Below are 20,374 nucleotides of genomic sequence, written 5' to 3'. Positions count from 1 at the left end.
CCTTTGTGGTAGCCAGAGGTACCAGAAAGGCGCACGGGAGGAGCACCGATGACCGAACCGCCCGGCCTGAGCACCGTGAACGAGTGGAGCGACGAGCAGGCCGTCGCCTTGCTGACCGAGTGTTGTTCGTCGACGGTGTGGGCTCGCCGGGTGGCCGCCGCGCGGCCGTTCCGCACGACCGAAGAGCTCTATACCCGCGCCGACGAGGTTCTCGCCGAACTCACCGAAGCCGAGATCGACGAGGCCTTGGCCGGGCATCCGCGCATCGGCGACCGCCCCGACAATGCGTCGTCGGCGCGTGAGCAGTCCGCAGTCGCTTCCGCCGACCGCGAGTTGCGGGCGAAACTTCGCGCGGGAAACGAGGAGTACGAGAGAAAGTTCGGGCACGTCTACCTCGTGTGCGCGTCCGGACGTTCTGCGCAGGAACTGCTCGACGTGCTGCACCGACGCCTCGACAACGACAGCAGCACCGAGCGCAGGGTTTTGCGGGCGGAACTCGCCGCGATCAACCGGTTGCGTCTCGTACGGTTGCTGAACCACTCCACCGAAGGAGGACGTTGATGACCAGAATCCTCAGCACGCACGTGCTGGACGCAACGACCGGTGAGCCGGCAGCCGGACTGCACGTGCGGCTCGAATCCCTCGAGGGTGAACCGATCGCCTCCGCGATGACCGGCGTCGACGGCCGCATCCCCGAGATTGCACCCGAGGGCCTGATCGCGGAGACGTATTGCCTCGTGTTCGACACCGGTGATTATTTCGGTCGGCGCGGCCAGGACACCTTCTACCCGGTGGTGACCGTCACCTTCGAGTTGAGATATCCCCAGCGTGGCTACCACGTTCCGTTGTTGTTGTCCCCCTACGGCTATTCCACCTATCGCGGGAGCTGAACGTGAGCAATCCGAACAACGGCCCCCACCTCGGGGGCAAGATCGTCCTGGGCAAGAACCAGTATGGGAAGGCCGAGAACCGGATCGTCCGGATCTACCGCGACACCCCTCGGCACGAGATCCGGGACGTGAGCGTCTCCACCTGTCTTCGAGGTGATTTCTCCGCCGCACACCTCGAGGGCGATCAGAGCACCGTGCTGCCCACGGATAGTCAGAAGCAGACCGCCTTCTCCTACGCGAAGGAGAAGGGACTCGATTCCATCGAGGAATACGGACTGGCGTTGGCGCGGCATTTCGTGAACGACGTCCAACCTGTCGAGGGCGCGCGCATCGAGATCGAGGAGTACTCGTGGGCGCGGGCCGTGGTCGAGGGTGCCGAGCACGATCACACCTGGGTGCGGAAGGGCGAGGAGGTGCGTACCGCGGCCGTCACGGTCGACGCCGACGGAACATGGGTGGTCGGGGGCCTGAAAGATCTGGTGATTCTGAAATCCACGGGCAGCGAGTTCTTCGGGTTCCTGAAGGACGAGTACACCGTCCTCGAAGAGACCCACGACCGGGTGATGGCCACGTCACTCGTCGTGCAATGGCGGTTCGTCACCACCGAGGTCGACTGGAACAGCGTGTACACCGATATCAAGGAACAGATCGTGTCCACGTTCGCGACGGTGCATTCGTTGGCCCTGCAGCAGACACTCTACGAAATCGGCAAGGCAGTCCTCGAGCGCTGTCCTTTGCTCGCGGAGGTGCGTCTGTCTGCGCCCAACAAGCATCACTTCGCGCACGACCTCGGGCGCTTCGGTGTGGAGAACGACAACGAGGTGTTCCACGCCGCCGACCGCCCCTACGGGCTGATCCAGGCGACGGTTCAGCGTTCCGACGCTCCGGACCCCGGGCCGGCGTGGTCTGCCTACGCAGGTTGGCTGAGTTGACGCCGAGCGGCCGCCCGAGGAACTGCTCGTCGACGGGCGCACGGTGGTCGAGCGTGGGAGGGTGACACCGTGGACCTCTCGTTCGTCACCGACATCGCCACACCGCGCACGCGCGCGGAACTTCCCGCGCCGGAACCGGGATCGGCGTACCTGGCCGGCGGAACCTGGTTGTACTCGGAACCGCAACCGGGTCTCACCCACCTGGTAGATCTCACCACCCTGGGCTGGCAGGCAGTCACGGTGCGCCCCGACGAGCTCGAGGTGGCCGCCACGTGCACCATCGAAACACTCTGCCACACCACATATCCCGATCAATGGATCGGAACAAGCCTGTTCCGCCCGTGCGCCGAAGCGCTCGTCGCGTCGTGGAAGATCTGGCACACCGCCACCGTCGGGGGAAACCTCGCGCTCGCGCTGCCGGCAGGCGCCATGATCACCGCCTGCTGCGCACTCGACGCCGAGGTGCTGCTCTGGGCGCCCGACGGGCGCGAACGGCGAATCCCGGTGCTCGAGTTCGTTACCGGCGCTGGGTGCACCCTGCTCCATCCGGGTGAACTGATCCGCAGCATTCATTTCCCGGGATCGGCACTCCGGAGCCGCACGACGCTCCGCAAGATCGCCTATTCGCCGCTCGGCCGGTCCGGCGCACTCCTGGCGGGACGACTCGGACCGGACGGATTCACGCTCGCCGTCACCGCGTCGACCCTGCGCCCCTTCGTGCTGCGCTTCCCCGACGTTCCCGACCCTCACGTACTCGACACTGCACTGGCGGAACATATTCCACTAGAGGCGTACTTCACGGACGCACACGGTGTCGTCGACTGGCGGCGCCATGTCACGGCCGTCCTCGCGGAGGAGATCAGGGAGGAACTGGCATGAAGTTCACCGTCGACGGGCAGCCGGTGAACGCCGACCCGCGGCCCGGTCAGTGCCTGCGCACGCTGTTGCGAGACAACGACGTTTTCGCGATCAAGAAGGGGTGCGACGCCGGTGATTGCGGCGCCTGCACGGTGTTGCTCGACGGCCACCCCGTGCATTCGTGCGTCATTCCGGCGCACCGTGCCGAGGGCCTCGAGGTGAAGACGGCCGCGGGGCTGGGGAGCCCCGAACGACTACATCCCGTCCAGGAGCAGTTCGTCGCTGCGGCCGGCTTCCAGTGCGGATTCTGTACTCCGGGAATGGTAGTCACTGCATCTGCGCTCACCGCCGATCAACGGGCCGACCTTCCCCGCGCCCTGAAGGGAAACTTGTGCCGCTGCACGGGTTACCGCGCGATCCGGGATGCAGTCGGCGGAATCTGCACCACTGAGGACGACTCGAGCGGTCACTCCTCCGGCCGTTCGATTCCTGCCCCCGCCGCCACCCGGGTGGTGTGCGGGGCCGAACCGTACACCCTCGATGTCAGGGTCCAGGGTTTGCTTCACGTCCACGTCCTCGGCAGCCCCCACGCCCATGCGCGGATCACCCGCATCGACACCGCCGCAGCGGAGGGAGTGCCCGGCGTCCACGCGGTACTCACCCACCGAGACAGCCCTGATGTCGCCTTCTCCACCGCACGTCACGAACTCCGCACCGATGACCCGGACGACACCTACGTCTTCGACACCGTGCTGCGGTTCGTCGGACAGCGTGTCGCGGCGGTGGTCGCCGACTCGGTCGACATTGCCCGCCGCGCAGCGGAATTGATCGACGTCGACTACGACATTTTGGAGCCTGTGTTCGACCCGGACCTGGCGCACCGGGCAGGTGCGCCCCTGCTCCACGCCGACAAGGGCACCGAGTCCCGCATCGCGGATCCCACACGGAACCTGGTGGCAGAGTTACACGGCGAGGTCGGTGACATCGAATCGGGACTCGCGGCGGCCCAGGCGTCGGGCGCGGTGGTCGAGGGGACGTGGCAGACGCAGCGCGTGCAACACGTCCATCTGGAGACGCATTCCGCGATCGGCTGGCTCGACGACGAGGGGCGACTGACCCTCCGGAGCAGCACTCAGGTTCCCTTCCTCGTACGCGACGAACTGGCACGACTCTTCGCGCTGGACCGTTCCGGGGTCCGGGTGTTCACCGCCCGAGTCGGTGGTGGATTCGGCGCCAAACAAGAAATGCTCGTCGAGGACCTCGTCGCGCTTGCGGTTTTGCGCACCGGTAAGCCCGTGCAGTACGAGTTCACCCGCTCGGACCAGTTCACCACCGCGCCGTGCCGCCATCCCATGCGGGTCGCGGTGCGGGCCGGGGCCGATGGAGAGGGAAGGCTGACCGCGCTCGCCGTGGACGTGCTGTCGGACGCCGGAGCCTACGGGAATCATTCCGCGGGTGTGATGTTCCACAGCTGCGGAGAGTCGGTCGCGCTGTACCGCTCTCCCAACAAGCGGGTCGATGCCCGCGCCGTGTACACCAACAACCTGCCGTCGGGCGCCTTCCGCGGATACGGGCTCGGACAGGTCATTTTCGGTATCGAGTCGGCGTTGGACGAGCTTGCCCGAAAGCTGGGCATCGACCCCTTCGATTTCCGCCGCCGTAACGTGATCGTTCCGGGGGACGACTTCGTAGAAGCCGAGGTGGCGCACGACGACCTCACCTACGGGAGCTACGGGCTCGACCAATGCCTCGACCTCGCCGAGGCAGCCCTGCGCCGGGGCAATGGAGTTGCCGCGCCGGAGGGCCCGCGGTGGAAAGTCGGCGAGGGCATGGCGGCGTCCATGATCGCAACCATTCCGCCGCGTGGGCACTTCGCGGAGGCGTCCTGCACTCTCGTCGCGGGCGGCCGCTACGAAGTGCGGGTAGGCACCGCCGAATTCGGCAATGGAACCACGACCGTGCACGCGCAGCTCGCGGCAACCGCGCTCGGTACCACCGTCGATCGAATCATCGTCCGCCAGTCCGACACCGACCTCACTGGGCACGACACGGGAGCGTTCGGGTCGGCCGGAAGTGTGGTTGCCGGGAAGGCAGTCGATCAGGCATGCAACAGTCTGCGCGCACTTCTGTCCGGAACCGCGTGCCGCATCGCCGGTGTCGCCGAGGACGCGGAATGCTCGCTGACACCGGAGGGCGTCCGGATCGGCACCCAGGTGATCGAATGGGACAAGCTCGCAGCCGAGGACGTTCTTCGAGCCGAGGGTCGGCACGACGGCACTCCCCGCTCAGTGGTCTTCAACGTGCATGCATTCCGGGTCGCCGTCGACACGGTCACCGGTGAGGTACGAATTCTGCAGTCGGTTCAGTCCGCCGACGCGGGGACCGTCCTCAATCCGCAGCAGTGCCGTGGGCAGGTCGAGGGAGGCGTAGCTCAGGCGATCGGCAGTGCGCTGTATGAAGAGATCCGCCTCGACGGCGCCGGAACAGTCCTGGGACCTCAGCTGAGGAACTATCACATCCCTCAACTGGCCGATATCCCGGAGACCGAGGTGCATTTCGCGGACACCTACGACCAATTAGGTCCACTGGGCGCCAAATCCATGAGCGAGTCGCCGTACAACCCGGTGGCCCCGGCCTTGGCCAACGCCATTGCCGACGCCACCGGCGTTCGCCTGCGACGGTTGCCGATGACTCCGGCACGGGTGTGGCGAGAGATGACCACGGCCCGTGTCGGTCACCTCGAGGCCCCGTAGCCCGACCCGGTTGTGCACTTGCACCTGTTCGTACGGTCGGGTGCTCGGTCTGTTTCGCCACGATATGGGTCGGATCGGTGGCATTGTGAGTACTGGCCGCTACTGGACGGGAGTTCATCACATGGCAACGCACATCCACCTCGGGCACATCTTCCACATCGCCGGCGCACCGACAGTGACCGAAGCCGCGGCCGCTCTCGTTTCGATTCCCGACGGCGCGCTTGTCCTGGACGATTCCGGGCGAATCGCGTTCTGCGGCGACCGAACCGAGATTCCGTCGGAATATGAGTCCGGCACCGTGCACGACCACCGGCCCGGGTTCTTGTTGCCGGGGTTCGTCGACACCCATATCCATTTTCCGCAGACCTACGCCGGCGACTCCTACGGCGGCGGACAACTGCTGGAATGGCTCACCCTGTGCATGTTCCCGTCGGAAACGAAGTTCGCCGATCCGGAGTTCGCGCAGCAAGCGGCCGTCGAGTTCACCCACCGTCGCATCTCGGCGGGCACTACGGCCGCGATGGTGTTCGGGTCGGCGTTTCCGCATGCACAGGACGCCCTGTTCACCGAGACGAAGAAGGCCGGTCTACGTATCGTCAGCGGCCGCGGCATTCAGACTGTCGGTGTCGGCACCGCCCAGCCACTGATGACATCCGAAGAGGACGCCATCCGGCTGACCCGCGAAGAGATCGACAAGTGGCACGGCGCGGACACCGGTGATGTCGCCACCGCGCTGTTGCATGTGGCTATCGTCCCGCGGTTCTCGTTGTCGGTGACGACCGAGACCCTGAAAAACCTCGGGGAACTGTACGACGAGGTACGGGATCGCGGGGTGTATGTGCACTCGCATCTCAACGAGAACAATCGCCCGGGAACCGGAGAGGTGGACTCGACCAAAGAGGTGTACCAGGTGAATTCATACCTGGACACCTACGACGGAAAGTTCCTACCCGGCTCCCAGGTGGGAGGGAAGAGCCTGCTGGGCCGACGCACCATCCTCGCGCACTGCGTGCACTGCCAGGACGTCGAGCTCGAACGGATGGCCGAGACCGGTACGTCCGTCTCGCACTGTCCGGTCTCGCAGCTGTTCCTGGGATCCGGAACGATGCCGTGGAAGCGGACGGTCGCCTCGGGTGTCAACATTTCCGCGGGCACAGATTTCGGCGGCGGCGACGAATGGTTGATCCCGCGGGTGCTCGGCGATGCGTTCAAAGTGCACATCAACGAACCCGGGGACGACGGAGTATCGATGCATCCGGCCGAAATGCTGTTCATCGGTACCCTCGGCGGTGCCAGAGCCTTGGACATGGAGAACCGATTCGGTAACTTCGACGTCGGTAAGGAAGCCGACTTCGTCGTCGTCGATCCGTCCGGCACCCCGGCGCTCGACGGACTACTGCGCCACGGCATCCGCGCCGCCGACCCCGACCTGGCCCGCGATCAGACCTTGTTCGCGCTCTTGATGGGGATACGCGATACTTCCATCGCCGAGGTCTATGTCACGGGCCGGCGGGCCGGGGCGTCCTGAGTTCTAGGCCGCCCGGTCCAGCTCGTTCGAGTCGGCAGGTTCGATCTCCTGCGCGTAGTGGAAGTGCGGGCGCCGATGACCGAGGAACGATCCACACCACGACATCACTGCCACGTAGCGGTTCCGGAATCCGACCAGGTAGACGAGGTGGACGGCAAGCCACAGGAACCAGGCGAGTACACCGGTCAACTCGATCTTGCCGACGCGGGTGATCGCACGGAACCGGTTGATGATCGCCATGCTGCCCTTGTCCCGATAGGTGAAGGGTGTTCCGGCCGGCCGCTTTCCGTTGATGATCGCCGCGACGTGACGGCCACCCTGCATCGCGAACGGCGACTGAGCCGGGAGGTTGTTCAGCGAAGCCATGTCGCCGATGGCATAGATGTCGTCGTAGCGGCCCACGGTGAGGTCCTCGTCGACCAGAAGTCGACCGCCGCGGCCGGTATCACACCCGGTCCGTTCCGCGAGCACCGCCGCGAAGTCGTTGGCCTGAATGCCTGCCGACCAGATGATCGTCTCCGCCGTCAGTCGCTTCTCGAACCCGTTACCGGGCGACGACAAGGTGGCACCGTGCTCGTCGATATCGGTCACCATGGTGCCGAGGACCACCTCGACCCCTGCACGCTCGAGGGAGTCCTGCGTGTACTTGCTGAGCTTGCCGCCGAACACGGGCAGCGTCTCCCCCGCACCCTCGACGAGGGTCACGGTGACGTCCTCGGCGGTGACGTCCCGCAGCGACTTCTCGAAGTAGCGTCCCGCCGGTTCCTTGATCTGACCTGCCAGTTCGACCCCGGTGGGCCCCGCGCCGATCACGATGAAGTGGAGAAGATCCCGGCGACGTTCCGGGTCCGACGTGGTGTGCGCCTCTTCGAAGCAGCGGACGATCTGGCGACGCAACCGGTCGGCGTCGGCGACGGTCTTGAGGGCGTACGTGACCTCGGCGAACTCATCGCGGCCGAAGTACGCCTGACGAGCACCCGTCGCGGCGATCAGAGTGTCGTAGCCGAGGGTGTGGCGGATCCCGCCTGCCTCGTAGACCACCTCGTGCTTGTCCGGGTCGACGTCGACGACGCGGCCGAGCCGGACGTCACCACTGGGATACTTGGCGAGGATGGCACGGATGGAAGGCGCGATCTCGCCGGGCGAGAGCACACCCGTGGCCACCTGGTAGAGCAGTGGCTGGAAGAGGTGCTCGGTGGTCTCGGAAATCAGCACGAACGGCGTGCCTGCCTTGCCGAGCTTCTTCGCCGCCGCGAGGGCGCCGAAACCCGATCCCACGATGACGACCTGTGTGCGATCCACCGAAAACCTCCTCTGCCAGCGTTCCTGTGCTTAGCGTTGCGTATGAGCCCACCTTATGGATCCGATGAGCCTGATTGCCAATAACCTGGGGAAATCGAAATTGTGTTATCTCGATTGCTCATAAATGCTCGTCGGCGCTGTAGCCTGGGGTCATGGAGTTCCGGCAGTTGCGCTACTTCCTCGCGGTCGGTGAAGAAGGCAGTTTTTCCCGAGCGGCGGAGCGATGCTTCATCTCGCAGTCGGCGATCAGCCACCAGATAGCCAAGCTCGAGCACGAACTCGGCACGGCCCTTCTCGAACGGTCCACCCGTGCGACGCGCCTGACCGCGGCCGGCGAACGCCTCATGCCTATCGCGGCAGAAATGATGAGCCTCGAGGCGCGCGCACTCTCGGTGGGACTCGACCCCCGCAATCGGCTGCGAATCAGCGCCAGCATGAGCTTCGCCACCCAAAGCCTGGAGGCGATATCGCTTGTGCGCGAGGAGTTCCCACAGCTCGACATCGAATTTGTCATCAAGGATTTCACCGACCGCATGACCGCGGTGGCGTCCGGTGATGCAGACCTGGCCCTGATCCGCGGCGGCGTCGACAGACCAGGACTCGAAACAATCGAATTCGGCCTCGAGGATCTGGTGATCGTCACCTCGGCTCAACATCCGCTGTCCAAGTTTTCGACCGTCGACCTCAGCGAACTGGCGCCCTATCCGCTACTGCTGCCGCCGCGCAGTAGTCAGGTGCTGATCCACACCGTGGTCGAGGATGCATTCCGGCAGGTCGGGCAACGCGTAAAGCTCGGGCCCTCCATTCCCAGCGACCACACGGCGACCCTCGACGTCCTCACCACTCCCCTGTCGTGGACCGTGTTGTACGCCGACACCGCCGACGCGACTCCCCGGCGCGGGCTCAGTTTCATGCGCGAGTCGCACGACCTCCTGCGCATCCCGGTGTGCGGGGTAGTCCGCAGCGGAACGGCAACCCGCCCCGAACTCACTCACTTGTTTCGTGCGCTCGCGCAGTCGATCGCAGGATCACGGGGAGCTGCCGACGCCGAATCCCCAACCGACAGTTAGGCCGGCAGGGTCGGCGCGCGACCTGGCCGAGGAGGAATATTCCGGTGATCAGGTCGAGGTGCAGTTCATGCCGGGGCGGCCGCCCAGCTGTCCGGGCCGAAAACCTCGTAGTGAATGTTCTCGGCCGCAACATCTTTCTCGAGCAAGGCTTCGCGCATGCCCAGCATGAAGGGCAGCGGCCCACAGAGATAGGCCCGGGTGCCGGGGGCGATGGTGATCTCCCCGAGGTCGGCTCGCCCCTTCCGCAGGTCCGCCTCGGGGCGACGCGCGCCGAGATCCTCGTACCAGCGGTGCATGACCGCGAACGGCAGCCGCTCGACGAGTTCGGTCAACTCCGCCCGGTGGGCGTGGTTACTGGGCGATCGGTCGGCGTGCAGCACCGAGATCGGGCGGGTGTCCTCGGTGTCGGCGAGGTGGCTGAGCATTCCCATCATCGGCGTGCACCCGATGCCGGCCGAAATCAGCAGCAGCGGCGCGTCGTCGTCCTGCAGAACCAGGTCACCGAACGGGGTGGTCACGTCCAGCAGGTCATTCTCGAAAACATTGTGGTACAGGAAGTTCGAGACTTCGCCCGCAGGCGAGTGCGATCCGTCCGACAGCATCTGCCCGTCCACCCGCTTGACGGTGATCCGCCAGTCCTTCTGCGACGGAGCGGACGAGAGGCTGTACTGGCGGATCTGCCGGGCGCCGCCGGAAAGATGAACCCCCACCGAGAGATACTGCCCCGGGGCGAAGGCGGGCAGGGGCGCACCGTCCACCGAGGTGAGCACGAAGGAGACGGTGTCGGCGGACTCGTGGCGGCGCTCACGGACACGCACCTGCCGCCAGACGTCACCGGGCGCGACCCCCGCTGCGCGGTAGAGACCGGCTTCCATCGCGATCAGAGTCTCGGCCATCGTCCAGTACACCTCGTCCCAGGCGGCGGCCACCTCCGGAGTGACGGCGTCACCAAGCACCTCGACGATGGCGTCGAACAGATGTGTGTGCACGATCGCGTACTGGGCGGGCTCGATACCCAGCGAGGCATGCTTGTTCGCGATCCGCGAGAGTATCAAATCGACGCGAGCCTGATCGGGTTCCAGTTGCAGAGCCGCGAACGCGGCGATCGCCCCCGCCAACGCTTTCTGCTGACCACCCTGCTTCTGGTTGCCCCGGTTGAACAAGTCGCGTTCGAGGTCGGGGCGGGCGGCAAACATCTTGCGGTAGAACAGGCTAGTGATGTCGCCGATGGCGGCACCGACCACGGGCAGCGTGGCGCGGATGATTTCCGTGGAAGTGGGCGAGAGCATGTCATTCTCCGATCGCGGAAGAGAACTGGAAATCTGTGTCGGCCGGCCGGGGCAGTCCGAGCAGGACGGCGCGGGTCGGTGATTGGGTGAGGTCGTCGATGGTGACAGTGTCGAGCGACGCGAAAAACGCTTCCTGCGCACGGCGCAGCGCCGACCGCAGCCGGCAACCCGACCGCAGCGGACACGGCTGGGCGCCGTCGCAGTCGACCACCTCCCCGTCTCCCTCGAGGCGGCGGGCGAGCCACCCGACCGAGGCGGTGCGGCCGAGTTCGGTAATGGCGAGGCCGCCCCCGCGGCCGCGGCGCGCGTCGACGATGCCGAGTTCAGCGAGCCGGGTGATCACTTTTGTCGCGTGCGTGTAGGACACCGCCAATTCCTCGGCGACCTGACGGCTCCCCGGACGGTCCCCCTCTGCCGCGACGGCCAGGCGCATGACGACCCGCAAGCCGAGGTCGGTGAACCGGGTGAGCTGCATGACCTGAAAGTACATTAATTCGCATTTCGTATGCGAGTTATGTGAGTGAGGTTACCTGCCGGCCGCCGGCGACACCCGGACGGGAGCGAAGACGCTAGACGAGCCCGTGCCGGTCGATCCAGGTCAGCACGTGGTCGAGTACCGCGTCCGGCATCTCGAGTTGTGGGGTGTGCCCGACGCCGCGCAGTACGACGGTGTCCCACCGCGGGTTGTCCGCAGCGACCTTGCGCGCCGCGGCGACCGGAACCAGGCGGTCGCGGTCACCGTGGAGCAGGAGAACCGGTTGTTCGAGGGCGCGCATGGCCTGCAGGTAACGCTGCGGACGCGCCATCACCCGCATCAGTGACCGGCTCGCCTGCAGGAACGCGGCATCTTGCGAGGGCTGCTCGCGCCGGTACTTCGCCAGCTCCGTCGCTGCCTCGAGGACGTCCTCGGAGGCCCGTGCGGGATCGGCGAAGCACAGGTCGATGACCCGCTCGACCAGCTGACGGTCGGTCATCCGCCGGCTCGAATACTGGAGGTAACGCTCCCCGACGAAGGGCGTCATGTACATCGCGAACTGCGCAGCGATCCGCGGATGCGGCATTCGTTGCGCCGCAGGAAGCGCCGGGTCGACGAGCACGAGTGCAGCAACAGTGTCGGGGTGGGCGGACGCCTCGAACATCGAGATCATGCCGCCCATGGAATTGCCCATCAGGATCACCGGCCCACCCACCACCTCGGTGAGGAAGCGGTGAAGTACCGCGACGTTGGCGGGGATCCCTGTCTGACGCTTCCCCGCCGGGCTGAGTCCGAAACCCGGGAGATCCACCGTCAGAACCCGCGTCCGTTCCGCCAACGCCGGGGCCACCCGGACCCAGTTGAGATGGGACCCGCCGAGGCCGTGCACCATCACCACCGGCAGCGACCCTGCTTGCGGATCGCCGTACTCGACCCAGTGGACGGGTCCGTCGATGTCGATGACACTGCCCGAGCCACCCCACGACCGCGCGAACGTCTGACCGGCCGGCGAGCCACCTCGTTTCGGATCAAGCATGCGTCCATCCCCTTCGATGCGTCGTCTCGGCGTCGCGCCTCTCGCTGTCCGGAGGCCGGTGTCGGTCAGTCTACGACCGCTGTTCCCCCAGGCCGCGGAGCAAACTCTCCGATGGAGAAGTAGCGTGAACGCGTGCCGTACTTAGCTCCCAGTTCCGAGGACGCCGACAGCAAGCCGATCGCGGTGTCGACGGCCGATCGGGCCGCGGTCGTCCAGCCGTGATGATCGGGGGCGTGCTGCTCGCCGCGGGGGGCGGCTCGCGGATGGGTATGCCCAAGGCGCTCGTCGTCGGCGTCGACGGAGAACCCTGGCTGGGGCGTGGCGCGCGCATCCTCGCGGAGGCCGGATGCTGTCCCGTCGTCGTAGTCCTCGGCGCCCGCGCCGACGAGGCCGAGAGCCTGCTACCCGACGGCGTACCGGTGGTCGTGGGTGTGGCGAAAGACTGGCACCAGGGCATGTCGGCGTCGCTGCGACGAGGTTTGGAGGTTGCGGAGACGTTCGACAACGTCGACGCCGTCGTCATCACCCTCGTCGATCTGCCCGACCTGGACGCCGACGCTGTACGCCGCATCGCCTCCGTTCCGCCCGGCAGCGCACGAGCGGCCCTGCGGCAAGCCCGTTACACCGACGCACCCGGACATCCCGTCCTCATCGGCCGCGACCACTGGAAAGCTCTACGCCACAGCCTCACCGGCGACACCGGCGCGAGGCAATACCTCGCCGCTCACGGAGTCGAAATGGTCGACTGCTCCGACCTCGGAACCGGCCGGGACGTCGATTCCCGCGACTAGTCATGCAGCCCGCAGCCGGCGACAGTCAGCGGCTGACCGCCTTCTTGTACCGCCGGATCGCGAACGGGACGAAGATGACGAGCAGTACCGCCGTCCATGCCAGCGAGGCGATCACGGGATTCTGCAATGGCCAGGCGTCGGGAACTGCCATGGCGGGGTTCGTGTTTCCGAACAATTCGCGCACGGCCTGGGTGAGTGCGGACACCGGGTTCCACTCCGCGATCACTTTGAGCGGTCCCGGCAGGTTGGTGGTTTCGACGAACGTGTTCGCGACGAAGGACAACGGGAAGATGACGATGAAGCTGGCATTGTTGAACACTTCGGGCGTGCGGATCCACAGCCCCACCACCGCCATCACCCACGACAGCGCATAGGCGAACAGCAGCAGAAGCAGGTAGCCCAGTACGGCCTCGCCCACACTCGAGTGGATACGCCACCCGATGACGAGACCCGTCAGCGACATCACCACGAGACTGACGATGTTGATGAGCACGTCGGTGGACGTCCGTCCCAGGAGAACCGCTGACGGCGCCATCGGGAGCGATCGAAACCGGTCGATGATCCCTTTCTGCACATCCTCGACCATGCCGAGTCCGGTCCACGTCGCCCCGAAGATGACCGTCTGGGTGAAGATTCCGGCGATCAGGAACTCGCGATACGACATCCCGGGAACTTCGATGGCACTTCCGAATACGTATGCGAACAGCAGCACGAACATGATCGGCGACAGCGTGGTGAAGACGATGAGGTCGGGCACGCGTTTGATCTTGATCATGTTGCGCTTGGCGATGGTGAGACCGTCGGCGAGTGCGGTGTGCATCGGGGCGGTGGTCGGTGGTGCGGTCATGAGACTTGCTCCTCCTCGGCCTCGTGCCCAGTGAGGGTGAGGAAGACGTCGTCGAGCGTCGGCCGGCGCAACCCGACGTCGTATACCTTCACCCCACGATCGGACAGCCGCCCCAGGGCCTCGACCAGTGCGTCCGAACCCCCGGACACCGGGACGGTGACCCGGCGGACGTTGTCTTCGATGGTGATCGCTCCCGCGGCCAGCGGTGTGAGTTCGTTTCGCACCACCTCGAGATCGGCACCTTCCCGGACGGTCAGTTCGATGCGCTCACCACCGACGCGATCCTTCAGCTCGTCGGCGGTCCCCCGCGCGATCACGCTGCCGCGGTCGATGACGGCGATCTGGTCGGCGAGCCGCTCCGCCTCCTCCATGTACTGGGTGGTGAGCAGCAGGGTGGTGCCCTTGGCCACGAGGCCGTCGATGACGTCCCACAATCCGAGTCGGGCCCGGGGATCCAGTCCGGTTGTGGGTTCGTCGAGGAAAAGGACCTCCGGTTCGGCCACCAGCGCGCCCGCCAGGTCGAGGCGGCGTCTCATGCCGCCGGAGTACCCCTTCACGGGCCGGTCCCCGGCTTCCACCAGATCGAACTGTTCGAGCAACTCGCGGGCCCGGGCTTTGCTTCGCTTGGCACCGAGGTGGTAGAGCCTGCCCACCATCTCGAGGTTCTCGAAACCGGTGAGGTATTCGTCGACCGCGGCGTACTGGCCGGACGCACCGATCCGCGACCGAAGAGCCCGGGCGTCGTGGATGACGTCGAGACCCGCCACCCTGGCCCATCCTTCGTCCGGGATGAGAAGGGTGGTGAAGACGCGTACCGCGGTGGTCTTGCCTGCACCGTTCGGCCCCAGCAGGGCCATGACGCTGCCCGCGCGGACCGCGAGATCTACACCGCCAAGCGCGGTGACCTTTCCGTACCGTTTCACCAGCCCCTCGGCTGCGATCGCGTCGACCATCAGAACTCCCCGTTCCTCGGCGTGTGAACCCAGTGTGACTCGAGGCGCCGACCGGGTGCAGGGAATATAGGCCCCCGCCTCCTGGTCTGCGGACCGGGAACCCGTCTTCAGGCGCGATGCGACGACTCCACAGCGACCACGCGAGGGCAGCGAGCGCGGCGGTAATCTGGATGCGAGCGCCTCCACGACACTGCGAAACCGGCAGGAGAAGGTGATGTCCGACGACACGTCGGCGCTCAGGGCCGGCCGCGAGGCCTACACCCGGCGGGACTGGAGCGTCGCCTACACCCAACTGTCGAACGCCGATCGGCAGGAACCGCTCGAGGGTACGGATCTCGAGCGACTCGCGGTCGCCGCCTATCTGATCGGTGAGGACGACGCCGCTACCGAGTTCTGGACGCGGGCCGTGAACCAATGGGGACACAGCAGCGATCCCGTGAGTGCGGCGCGCTGCGCATTCTGGCTGGGACTCGCCCTGTCCCTCAGGGGTGAGCAGGTTCGCGGTGGCGGCTGGTTGGGCAGGGCTCGGAAGCTACTGGACACCACGGGTGTCGACTGCCCCGAACGCGGCTACCTCCTGGTCCCCCTGGGACTCCAGCGCCTGGCCGAGGGAGACGGCGCCGCCGCGCGGGAGGTGTTCTCCACCGCAGCAGTCATCGGTGAACGGTTCGCCGATCCCGACCTCATCTCGCTGGGCGCGCTCGGGACGGGCCATGCGCTGATCGTGCTGGGGCGCCACCTCGACGGCGTTGCGGCCTTCGACGAAGCCATGATCCGGGTGACGTCCGAGGAGGTGTCTCCCATTGTTACCGGGATCGTGTACTGCGCTGTGATCGAACAATGCCAGCGCATTTTCGACCTGCGCCGCTCGCAGGAATGGACTGCCGCACTGACGCAGTGGTGTTCGGCGCAGCCGGACCTGGTGCCCTACCGCGGGCAATGCCTCGTCCACCGCGCCGAGATCCTGCAACTGCAGGGCGCGTGGGCGGAGTCCATGGAGGCGGCCCGGCGTGCACACCGAAGACTCACCCAGCCGACGGTGCACGCCGCGGTGGGGTCCGCCAGCTATCTGATGGCTGAGCTCCATCGACTGCGCGGTGAGTTCGCGCAGGCCGAAAAGCTGTACACGGAAGCGAACAAGTGGGGTAGGCCGCCGCGGCCCGGGCTTGCCCTGCTGCGAATGATGCAGGGCCGGGTCGGCAGCGCGGTGGCCTGCATCCGGCGTGAGGTGGATGAGACGCTCGACCCACTCGAGCAGGCACGGCTCCTCCCGGCATGCGTCGAGATCATGCTCGCCGCGCACGACGTCGCATCGGCCCGCGCCGCCGCAGCAGCGCTCGAAACCCTCGCCGCACGCCTCGACATCCCCTACCTCCACGCCGTGGCGGCGCAGGCGTCGGGGTCGGTTCTGCTCGCGGAATCCCGGGCGCAGAACGCAGTGGCCGTCCTCCGCGAGGCGTGGGAACGGTGGAACCTGATCGGGGCGCCGTACGAGGCGGCACGCGTGCGGGAGCTGATCGGGCGGGCGTGCCGCGAGCTCGGCGACGTGGACACCGCGCGGATGGAGTTCGATCTCGCCGCCGCGATCTACCGCGACCTGGCCGCTGCTCCCGATCTGGAACGGGTACGGACGGAAGTCGGAACCGAAACCTCGGCTTCGCCCCTGACTCCCCGTGAGCTGAATGTGCTCCGCCTCGTGGCCGCGGGGAAGACGAATCGCGCCATCGCCGAGGACCTGTTCCTCAGCGAGAAGACCGTGGCCCGGCATGTGAGCAACATCTTCCTCAAACTGGGAATCTCTTCCCGCTCCGCTGCGACCGCGTATGCCTACGAGCATCGTCTCGTGGAGCCGTCTGCATAGAACTACCCATGCCGGGTGGAGAATTCTGCATCATTCTCCCGAAGCCCCCCGGCCGGGTGCGGTCATAGCGTCGTAGCTGACGATTTCCACCCTCGACGAAGAGGCAATGACCATGACTACAGAACAGTTCGACACGATCGTGATCGGGGCCGGGCAGGCCGGTCTCGCGACCGGATACCACCTCGCCAGGCGCAAGCAGCGGTTCGTCATTCTCGACGCCCACGACCGGGTGGGTGACGTGTGGCGGGAGCGGTTCGACTCGCTCCGTCTCTACAGCCCAGCCAAATACGACGGCTTGCCCGGTTGGGGCATTCCCGCACGTTCGTGGACATGGCCCGGCAAGGACGAGGTGGCCGACTACTTCGAGGCGTATGCAGACAGATTTTCCCTCCCCGTTCGCACCGGTGTCACGGTGGACGGACTTTCGCCGGGCGGCGACGGGTACGTCGTCACAGCCGGGGCCCGGACTTTCGAGGCGACCAATGTCGTGGTCGCGTCCGGAACCTGGCAGACACCTGTGATCCCGGATCTCGCCGAGCAACTCGACCCCCGGATCAGGCAACTGCACTCCAGCGACTACCGCAACCCCGCCCAGTTGCAGGACGGCCCCGTGCTGGTGGTCGGGTGCAGCCACTCCGGCGCGGACATCGCGTTGGAAGTTTCTCCTGCACATCGGACCACGATCTGCGGCCCTGTCCGCGGCGAGCTGCCGTTCGACATCGAGGGACGCGCCGCGCACATCGCGATCCCGGTCATGTGGTTCATGGCCAATCACATTCTCACGGAACGCACTCCGATGGGACGGAAGATGCGCCCGCACGTCCGGTTCGGGGGCGGCCCACTCCTACGGGTCAAGCGAGCCGACCTCGCCGATGCCGGGGTGGAACACTTCCCCGCGAAAGTCACGGGCGTGCGCGACGGCAGGCCCGTCCTCGACGACGGAACCGAGCTGGACGTCCGAAACATTGTCTGGTGCACGGGTTTCACCAAGGACACCTCGTGGATCCGGATCCCGGTGACCGGCGCCGACGGATGGCCCGAGCAATCCCGCGGTGTCTCGCCGGACCATCCCGGACTGTACTTCGTGGGTCTCCCATTCCTCCGGGCGTTCGCCTCGATGCTCACCGGCGGTGTCGGCAGAGACGCCGAGTACGTCGCGAAACACATTGCGCGGCGGAGCAACAGGCCGGTAGTCAGGCCGTCAGCACCAGACCTGATGTCGGGACACCCGTCCCCGCGGTGACGAGCACGTGCTGCACGTCCTTCACCTGGTTCACCGACGTGCCGCGGATCTGCCGGACGCCCTCGGCGATGCCGTTCATCCCGTGGATGTAGGCCTCGCCGAGCTGGCCGCCGTGAGTGTTGAGGGGTAGCCGGCCGCCGATGTCGATGGCACCGTCGGCGATGAAGTCCTTGGCCTCGCCCCGACCGCAGAACCCGAGTTCCTCGAGCTGCATCAATACGTACGGAGTGAAGTGGTCGTAGAGCACCGCCATATCGATGTCCTGCGGCCCGAGCCCGGCCTGTTCCCACAGCTGCCTGCCCACCAGTGCCATTTCCGGTAATCCCGCGAGTTCGGGGCGGTAATAGCTCGTCATGATGTACTGGTCGCTGCCGCTCCCCTGCGCTGCTGCCGCGATCACAGCGGGTTTCTGCCTCAGATTCCTGGCTCGCTCGGGCGAGGTGACGACAATCGCGATGCCGCCGTCGGACTCCTGACAGCAGTCGAGGAGGTGCAGGGGTTCGGCGATGAACCGGGAGTTCTGGTGATCCTCGAGGGTGATCGGTTTGCAGTAGAAGAAGGCCTGCGGGTTGTTGGCCGCGTGCTTCCGGTCGGTGACGGCGATCCGGCCGAAGTCGGCACTCGTCGCGCCGTACTCGTGCATGTAGCGCTGGGCCACCATCGCGACGAATGCGGCCGGGGTGGACAGGCCGTGCGGGTACGAGAACGTGTTGTCGGTCCCCGAGGAATTCACCTGCTGCACCAGACCCGAATTCACCTGACCGAACCGCATTCCGGAACGCTCGTTGAATGCCCGGTACGCCACCACCACGTCCGCGACCCCGGTGGCCACGGCCATCGCGGCCTGCTGCACCGTCGCACACGCCGCTCCGCCGCCGTAGTGGATGCGGCTGAAGAATTTCAGGTCCGGGATTCCGACCGAACGGGCCACGGCCGCCTCGGTATTGGTGTCCATGGTGAACGAGGTAAGCCCGTCGACGTCGGCCGGCGCCAGGCCGGCGTCGTCCAGTGCCGCGAGCACGGCCTCGGCCGCCAACCGCAATTCGCTGCGACCGGAATCCTTCGAGAAATCGGTGGCTCCGATGCCGGCAATGACAGCCTTCCCAGACAATCCCGTCATGCCCCGGCTCCGTTCGTGGATCCGTTCAGCACGAGCGTCACCTGCGACGTGATGTGGTTACCGAGCGAGTTCCTGCCGACCACGTCGAGGCTGACGACACCGTCATCGATCGCGGCCACCGTTCCGCTGAGCGTCAAGGTGTCGTAGGCGTACCACGGAACTCCGAGCCGGAGCGCGATCGACTTGATGACGGCGGTCGGACCTGCCCAGTCGGTCACGAACCGCTGCACCAGACCGGTGTCGGTGAGGATGTTCACGAAGATGTCCTTCGACCCTCGCTTCTGCGCCAGATCGCGGTCGTGGTGGACGTCCTGAAAATCGCGGGTGGCCAGCGCGGACGACACCACGAACGTGGGATCACCCGCAATCACGAGCTCCGGCAGTGTGGTGCCGACCGTGACGTCGAGAGTAGAGGTCATCAGTGCTCCTTCGTCGCGGGCTGCCACGCGTACAGGGTCCATGGCGCCCCGCCGGTGTCGTCGTCGCCGGGAAAGTCGAGGTAGATCGCCTCCACGGGCATTCCCACGCCCACCGCGGACGGCTCCACGCCGCGCAGTTCACCGAGCATGCGGACACCCTCCTCGAGTTCGACGAGGGCCACCACGAAGGGCAGTGAGCGCCCCGGCACCTTCGGCGCGTGATGAACGACGAAACTGAACACGGTGCCGCGGCCGGAGGCCACGAGGTAGTCCGTCGACTCCGCCTTGTCCTTCCACAGCGCCGGTACCGGCGGATGCTGCAAGGACCCGTCTGCTCGCTTCTGGATACGCAATTCGTGCGCGGCGACACCGTCCCAGAAGAACTGGGTATCCTGAGATGCACTCGGCCGCATCATCTTCGATGGGTCCAGATCGTCGAAGGACGCGCCCTGACCGTTCGCCGAAGGTCCCACCGGTTCAGCGGGTTTCGGGGCGAACTTCAGGATGCGGAACAACATCTCGGCCACGACCTCGTCGGCGCCCTCGTCGTTCGCCACCGTCCACCGGCTGCGGGTGGTGAAGAACCACCCGTCGCCGAGGCCGGTCTTCTTCGGTCCCACGACGTCTTCGAGCGTCGTGGAGATAGTGACCTTCTCGCCGAGCCGCAGGTAGCGGTGGTAGGTCTGATCGCAGTTGGTGGCGACGACGGACGTGTACCCGGCCTCGTCGAGGATGGTCGTCATGCGGCCCAGCGGGTCGTCGGGCTGGCGTTCGGCGTGCAGCCCCTGCATGGTCCATACCTGCGCCATCGCCGGTGGGGCGACGATACCGTCGTGGCCTGCTGCCCGCGCGGCGTCCTCGTCGACGTAGATGGGGTTCCGGTCGCCGATCGCCTCTACCCAGTTGCGAATCATCGGGAGGTTGATCGGGTCCCGTCCGGGCCGCGGTGCGCTGGGACCGGCGGATCGGACCTTCTCTGCTGCAGCGAGGATCTGTTCGGCACTCAT

19 protein-coding genes are annotated in these 20,374 nt (G+C 66.2%); 10 read left to right on the top strand and 9 right to left on the bottom strand.

The features are described from left to right. Positions 1-48 precede the first annotated feature (48 nt). The 6 genes from uraD to ACH49N_RS29560 all read left to right on the top strand — a co-directional run bounded on the left by uraD (position 49) and on the right by ACH49N_RS29560 (position 6,961). A complete protein-coding gene (gene uraD, locus ACH49N_RS29585) occupies positions 49-561 on the top strand; it encodes a 2-oxo-4-hydroxy-4-carboxy-5-ureidoimidazoline decarboxylase (RefSeq protein ID WP_250772883.1) in 513 nt (170 codons plus the stop codon). Further along, complete coding sequence (uraH, locus tag ACH49N_RS29580) at positions 561-890, top strand: hydroxyisourate hydrolase (protein WP_159919078.1); 330 nt, start codon at positions 561-563, stop codon at positions 888-890. Before uraD ends, uraH begins: the two co-directional genes overlap by 1 nt. 2 nt (positions 891-892) lie before the next feature. Further along, on the top strand, positions 893-1,822 hold the full coding sequence (gene pucL, locus ACH49N_RS29575) for a factor-independent urate hydroxylase (RefSeq protein WP_358276278.1): 930 nt from the start codon (positions 893-895) through the stop codon (positions 1,820-1,822). 69 nt (positions 1,823-1,891) lie between these two features. Beyond that, positions 1,892-2,701, top strand: coding sequence for an FAD binding domain-containing protein (locus tag ACH49N_RS29570; RefSeq protein WP_358276276.1), 810 nt, complete (start codon positions 1,892-1,894; stop codon positions 2,699-2,701). Further along, positions 2,698-5,433, top strand: coding sequence for a molybdopterin cofactor-binding domain-containing protein (locus ACH49N_RS29565; protein ID WP_358276275.1), 2,736 nt, complete (start codon positions 2,698-2,700; stop codon positions 5,431-5,433). The genes ACH49N_RS29570 and ACH49N_RS29565 overlap by 4 nt, the downstream gene beginning before the upstream one ends. Before the next feature lie 121 nt (positions 5,434-5,554). After that, positions 5,555-6,961 (top strand): guanine deaminase, encoded by a 1,407-nt coding sequence (locus ACH49N_RS29560; protein WP_358276273.1) that lies wholly within the window; start codon positions 5,555-5,557, stop codon positions 6,959-6,961. Between the two features lie 3 nt (positions 6,962-6,964). Here ACH49N_RS29560 and ACH49N_RS29555 read toward each other — a convergent pair whose 3' ends face one another. Next, a complete protein-coding gene (locus ACH49N_RS29555; RefSeq protein WP_358276272.1) occupies positions 6,965-8,263 on the bottom strand; it encodes an NAD(P)/FAD-dependent oxidoreductase in 1,299 nt (432 codons plus the stop codon). A 152-nt stretch (positions 8,264-8,415) separates the two neighbouring features. Between ACH49N_RS29555 and ACH49N_RS29550 the strand changes: the two genes are divergently transcribed. Then, entirely contained in the window at positions 8,416-9,333 is a 918-nt protein-coding gene (locus ACH49N_RS29550) for a LysR family transcriptional regulator (RefSeq protein WP_159919074.1), read from the top strand. Between the two features lie 65 nt (positions 9,334-9,398). Here ACH49N_RS29550 and ACH49N_RS29545 read toward each other — a convergent pair whose 3' ends face one another. The 3 genes from ACH49N_RS29545 to ACH49N_RS29535 form a co-directional block, all read right to left on the bottom strand. After that, positions 9,399-10,622 (bottom strand): globin domain-containing protein, encoded by a 1,224-nt coding sequence (locus tag ACH49N_RS29545; protein ID WP_358276270.1) that lies wholly within the window; start codon positions 10,620-10,622, stop codon positions 9,399-9,401. A gap of 1 nt (position 10,623) precedes the next feature. Beyond that, entirely contained in the window at positions 10,624-11,097 is a 474-nt protein-coding gene (locus tag ACH49N_RS29540; RefSeq protein ID WP_317768422.1) for an Rrf2 family transcriptional regulator, read from the bottom strand. Between the two features lie 94 nt (positions 11,098-11,191). Next, positions 11,192-12,133, bottom strand: coding sequence for an alpha/beta hydrolase (locus ACH49N_RS29535; protein ID WP_358276268.1), 942 nt, complete (start codon positions 12,131-12,133; stop codon positions 11,192-11,194). Between the two features lie 218 nt (positions 12,134-12,351). On the opposite strand from ACH49N_RS29535, the gene ACH49N_RS29530 reads away from it, so the two are divergent. Continuing rightward, a complete protein-coding gene (locus ACH49N_RS29530) occupies positions 12,352-12,924 on the top strand; it encodes a nucleotidyltransferase family protein (RefSeq protein ID WP_358276266.1) in 573 nt (190 codons plus the stop codon). Positions 12,925-12,949: 25 nt separating this feature from the next. Here the strand turns inward: ACH49N_RS29530 and ACH49N_RS29525 are convergent, their stop codons facing one another. Both ACH49N_RS29525 and ACH49N_RS29520 read right to left on the bottom strand, forming a co-directional pair. Then, entirely contained in the window at positions 12,950-13,771 is an 822-nt protein-coding gene (locus ACH49N_RS29525; RefSeq protein ID WP_374436226.1) for an ABC transporter permease, read from the bottom strand. Continuing rightward, a complete protein-coding gene (locus ACH49N_RS29520) occupies positions 13,768-14,724 on the bottom strand; it encodes an ATP-binding cassette domain-containing protein (protein ID WP_358276265.1) in 957 nt (318 codons plus the stop codon). Before ACH49N_RS29520 ends, ACH49N_RS29525 begins: the two co-directional genes overlap by 4 nt. A gap of 214 nt (positions 14,725-14,938) precedes the next feature. On the opposite strand from ACH49N_RS29520, the gene ACH49N_RS29515 reads away from it, so the two are divergent. Beyond that, entirely contained in the window at positions 14,939-16,585 is a 1,647-nt protein-coding gene (locus tag ACH49N_RS29515) for a response regulator transcription factor (RefSeq protein ID WP_358276263.1), read from the top strand. Positions 16,586-16,697: 112 nt separating this feature from the next. Beyond that, on the top strand, positions 16,698-17,828 hold the full coding sequence (locus tag ACH49N_RS29510; RefSeq protein WP_358276261.1) for an NAD(P)-binding domain-containing protein: 1,131 nt from the start codon (positions 16,698-16,700) through the stop codon (positions 17,826-17,828). Here the strand turns inward: ACH49N_RS29510 and ACH49N_RS29505 are convergent. From ACH49N_RS29505 to ACH49N_RS29495, 3 genes are read right to left on the bottom strand one after another with little or no spacing between them, the layout of a single operon-like run. Beyond that, the gene (locus tag ACH49N_RS29505; protein ID WP_358276260.1) at positions 17,779-18,948 is read right to left on the bottom strand and encodes a lipid-transfer protein; all 1,170 of its coding nucleotides are present in this window, start codon (positions 18,946-18,948) and stop codon (positions 17,779-17,781) included. The two genes, ACH49N_RS29510 and ACH49N_RS29505, sit on opposite strands and share 50 nt — an antisense overlap. Continuing rightward, the gene (locus ACH49N_RS29500) at positions 18,945-19,367 is read right to left on the bottom strand and encodes a MaoC family dehydratase (RefSeq protein WP_358276259.1); all 423 of its coding nucleotides are present in this window, start codon (positions 19,365-19,367) and stop codon (positions 18,945-18,947) included. Before ACH49N_RS29500 ends, ACH49N_RS29505 begins: the two co-directional genes overlap by 4 nt. Further along, positions 19,367-20,374 (bottom strand): bifunctional MaoC family dehydratase N-terminal/OB-fold nucleic acid binding domain-containing protein, encoded by a 1,008-nt coding sequence (locus ACH49N_RS29495; RefSeq protein ID WP_358276257.1) that lies wholly within the window; start codon positions 20,372-20,374, stop codon positions 19,367-19,369. The genes ACH49N_RS29500 and ACH49N_RS29495 overlap by 1 nt, the downstream gene beginning before the upstream one ends.

It is taken from the genome of Rhodococcus sp. NPDC019647 (genome assembly GCF_044389235.1).
Classification (GTDB): Bacteria; Actinomycetota; Actinomycetes; order Mycobacteriales; family Mycobacteriaceae; genus Rhodococcus_F; species Rhodococcus_F oxybenzonivorans.
This window is presented reverse-complemented; position numbering and strand designations above follow the sequence as displayed.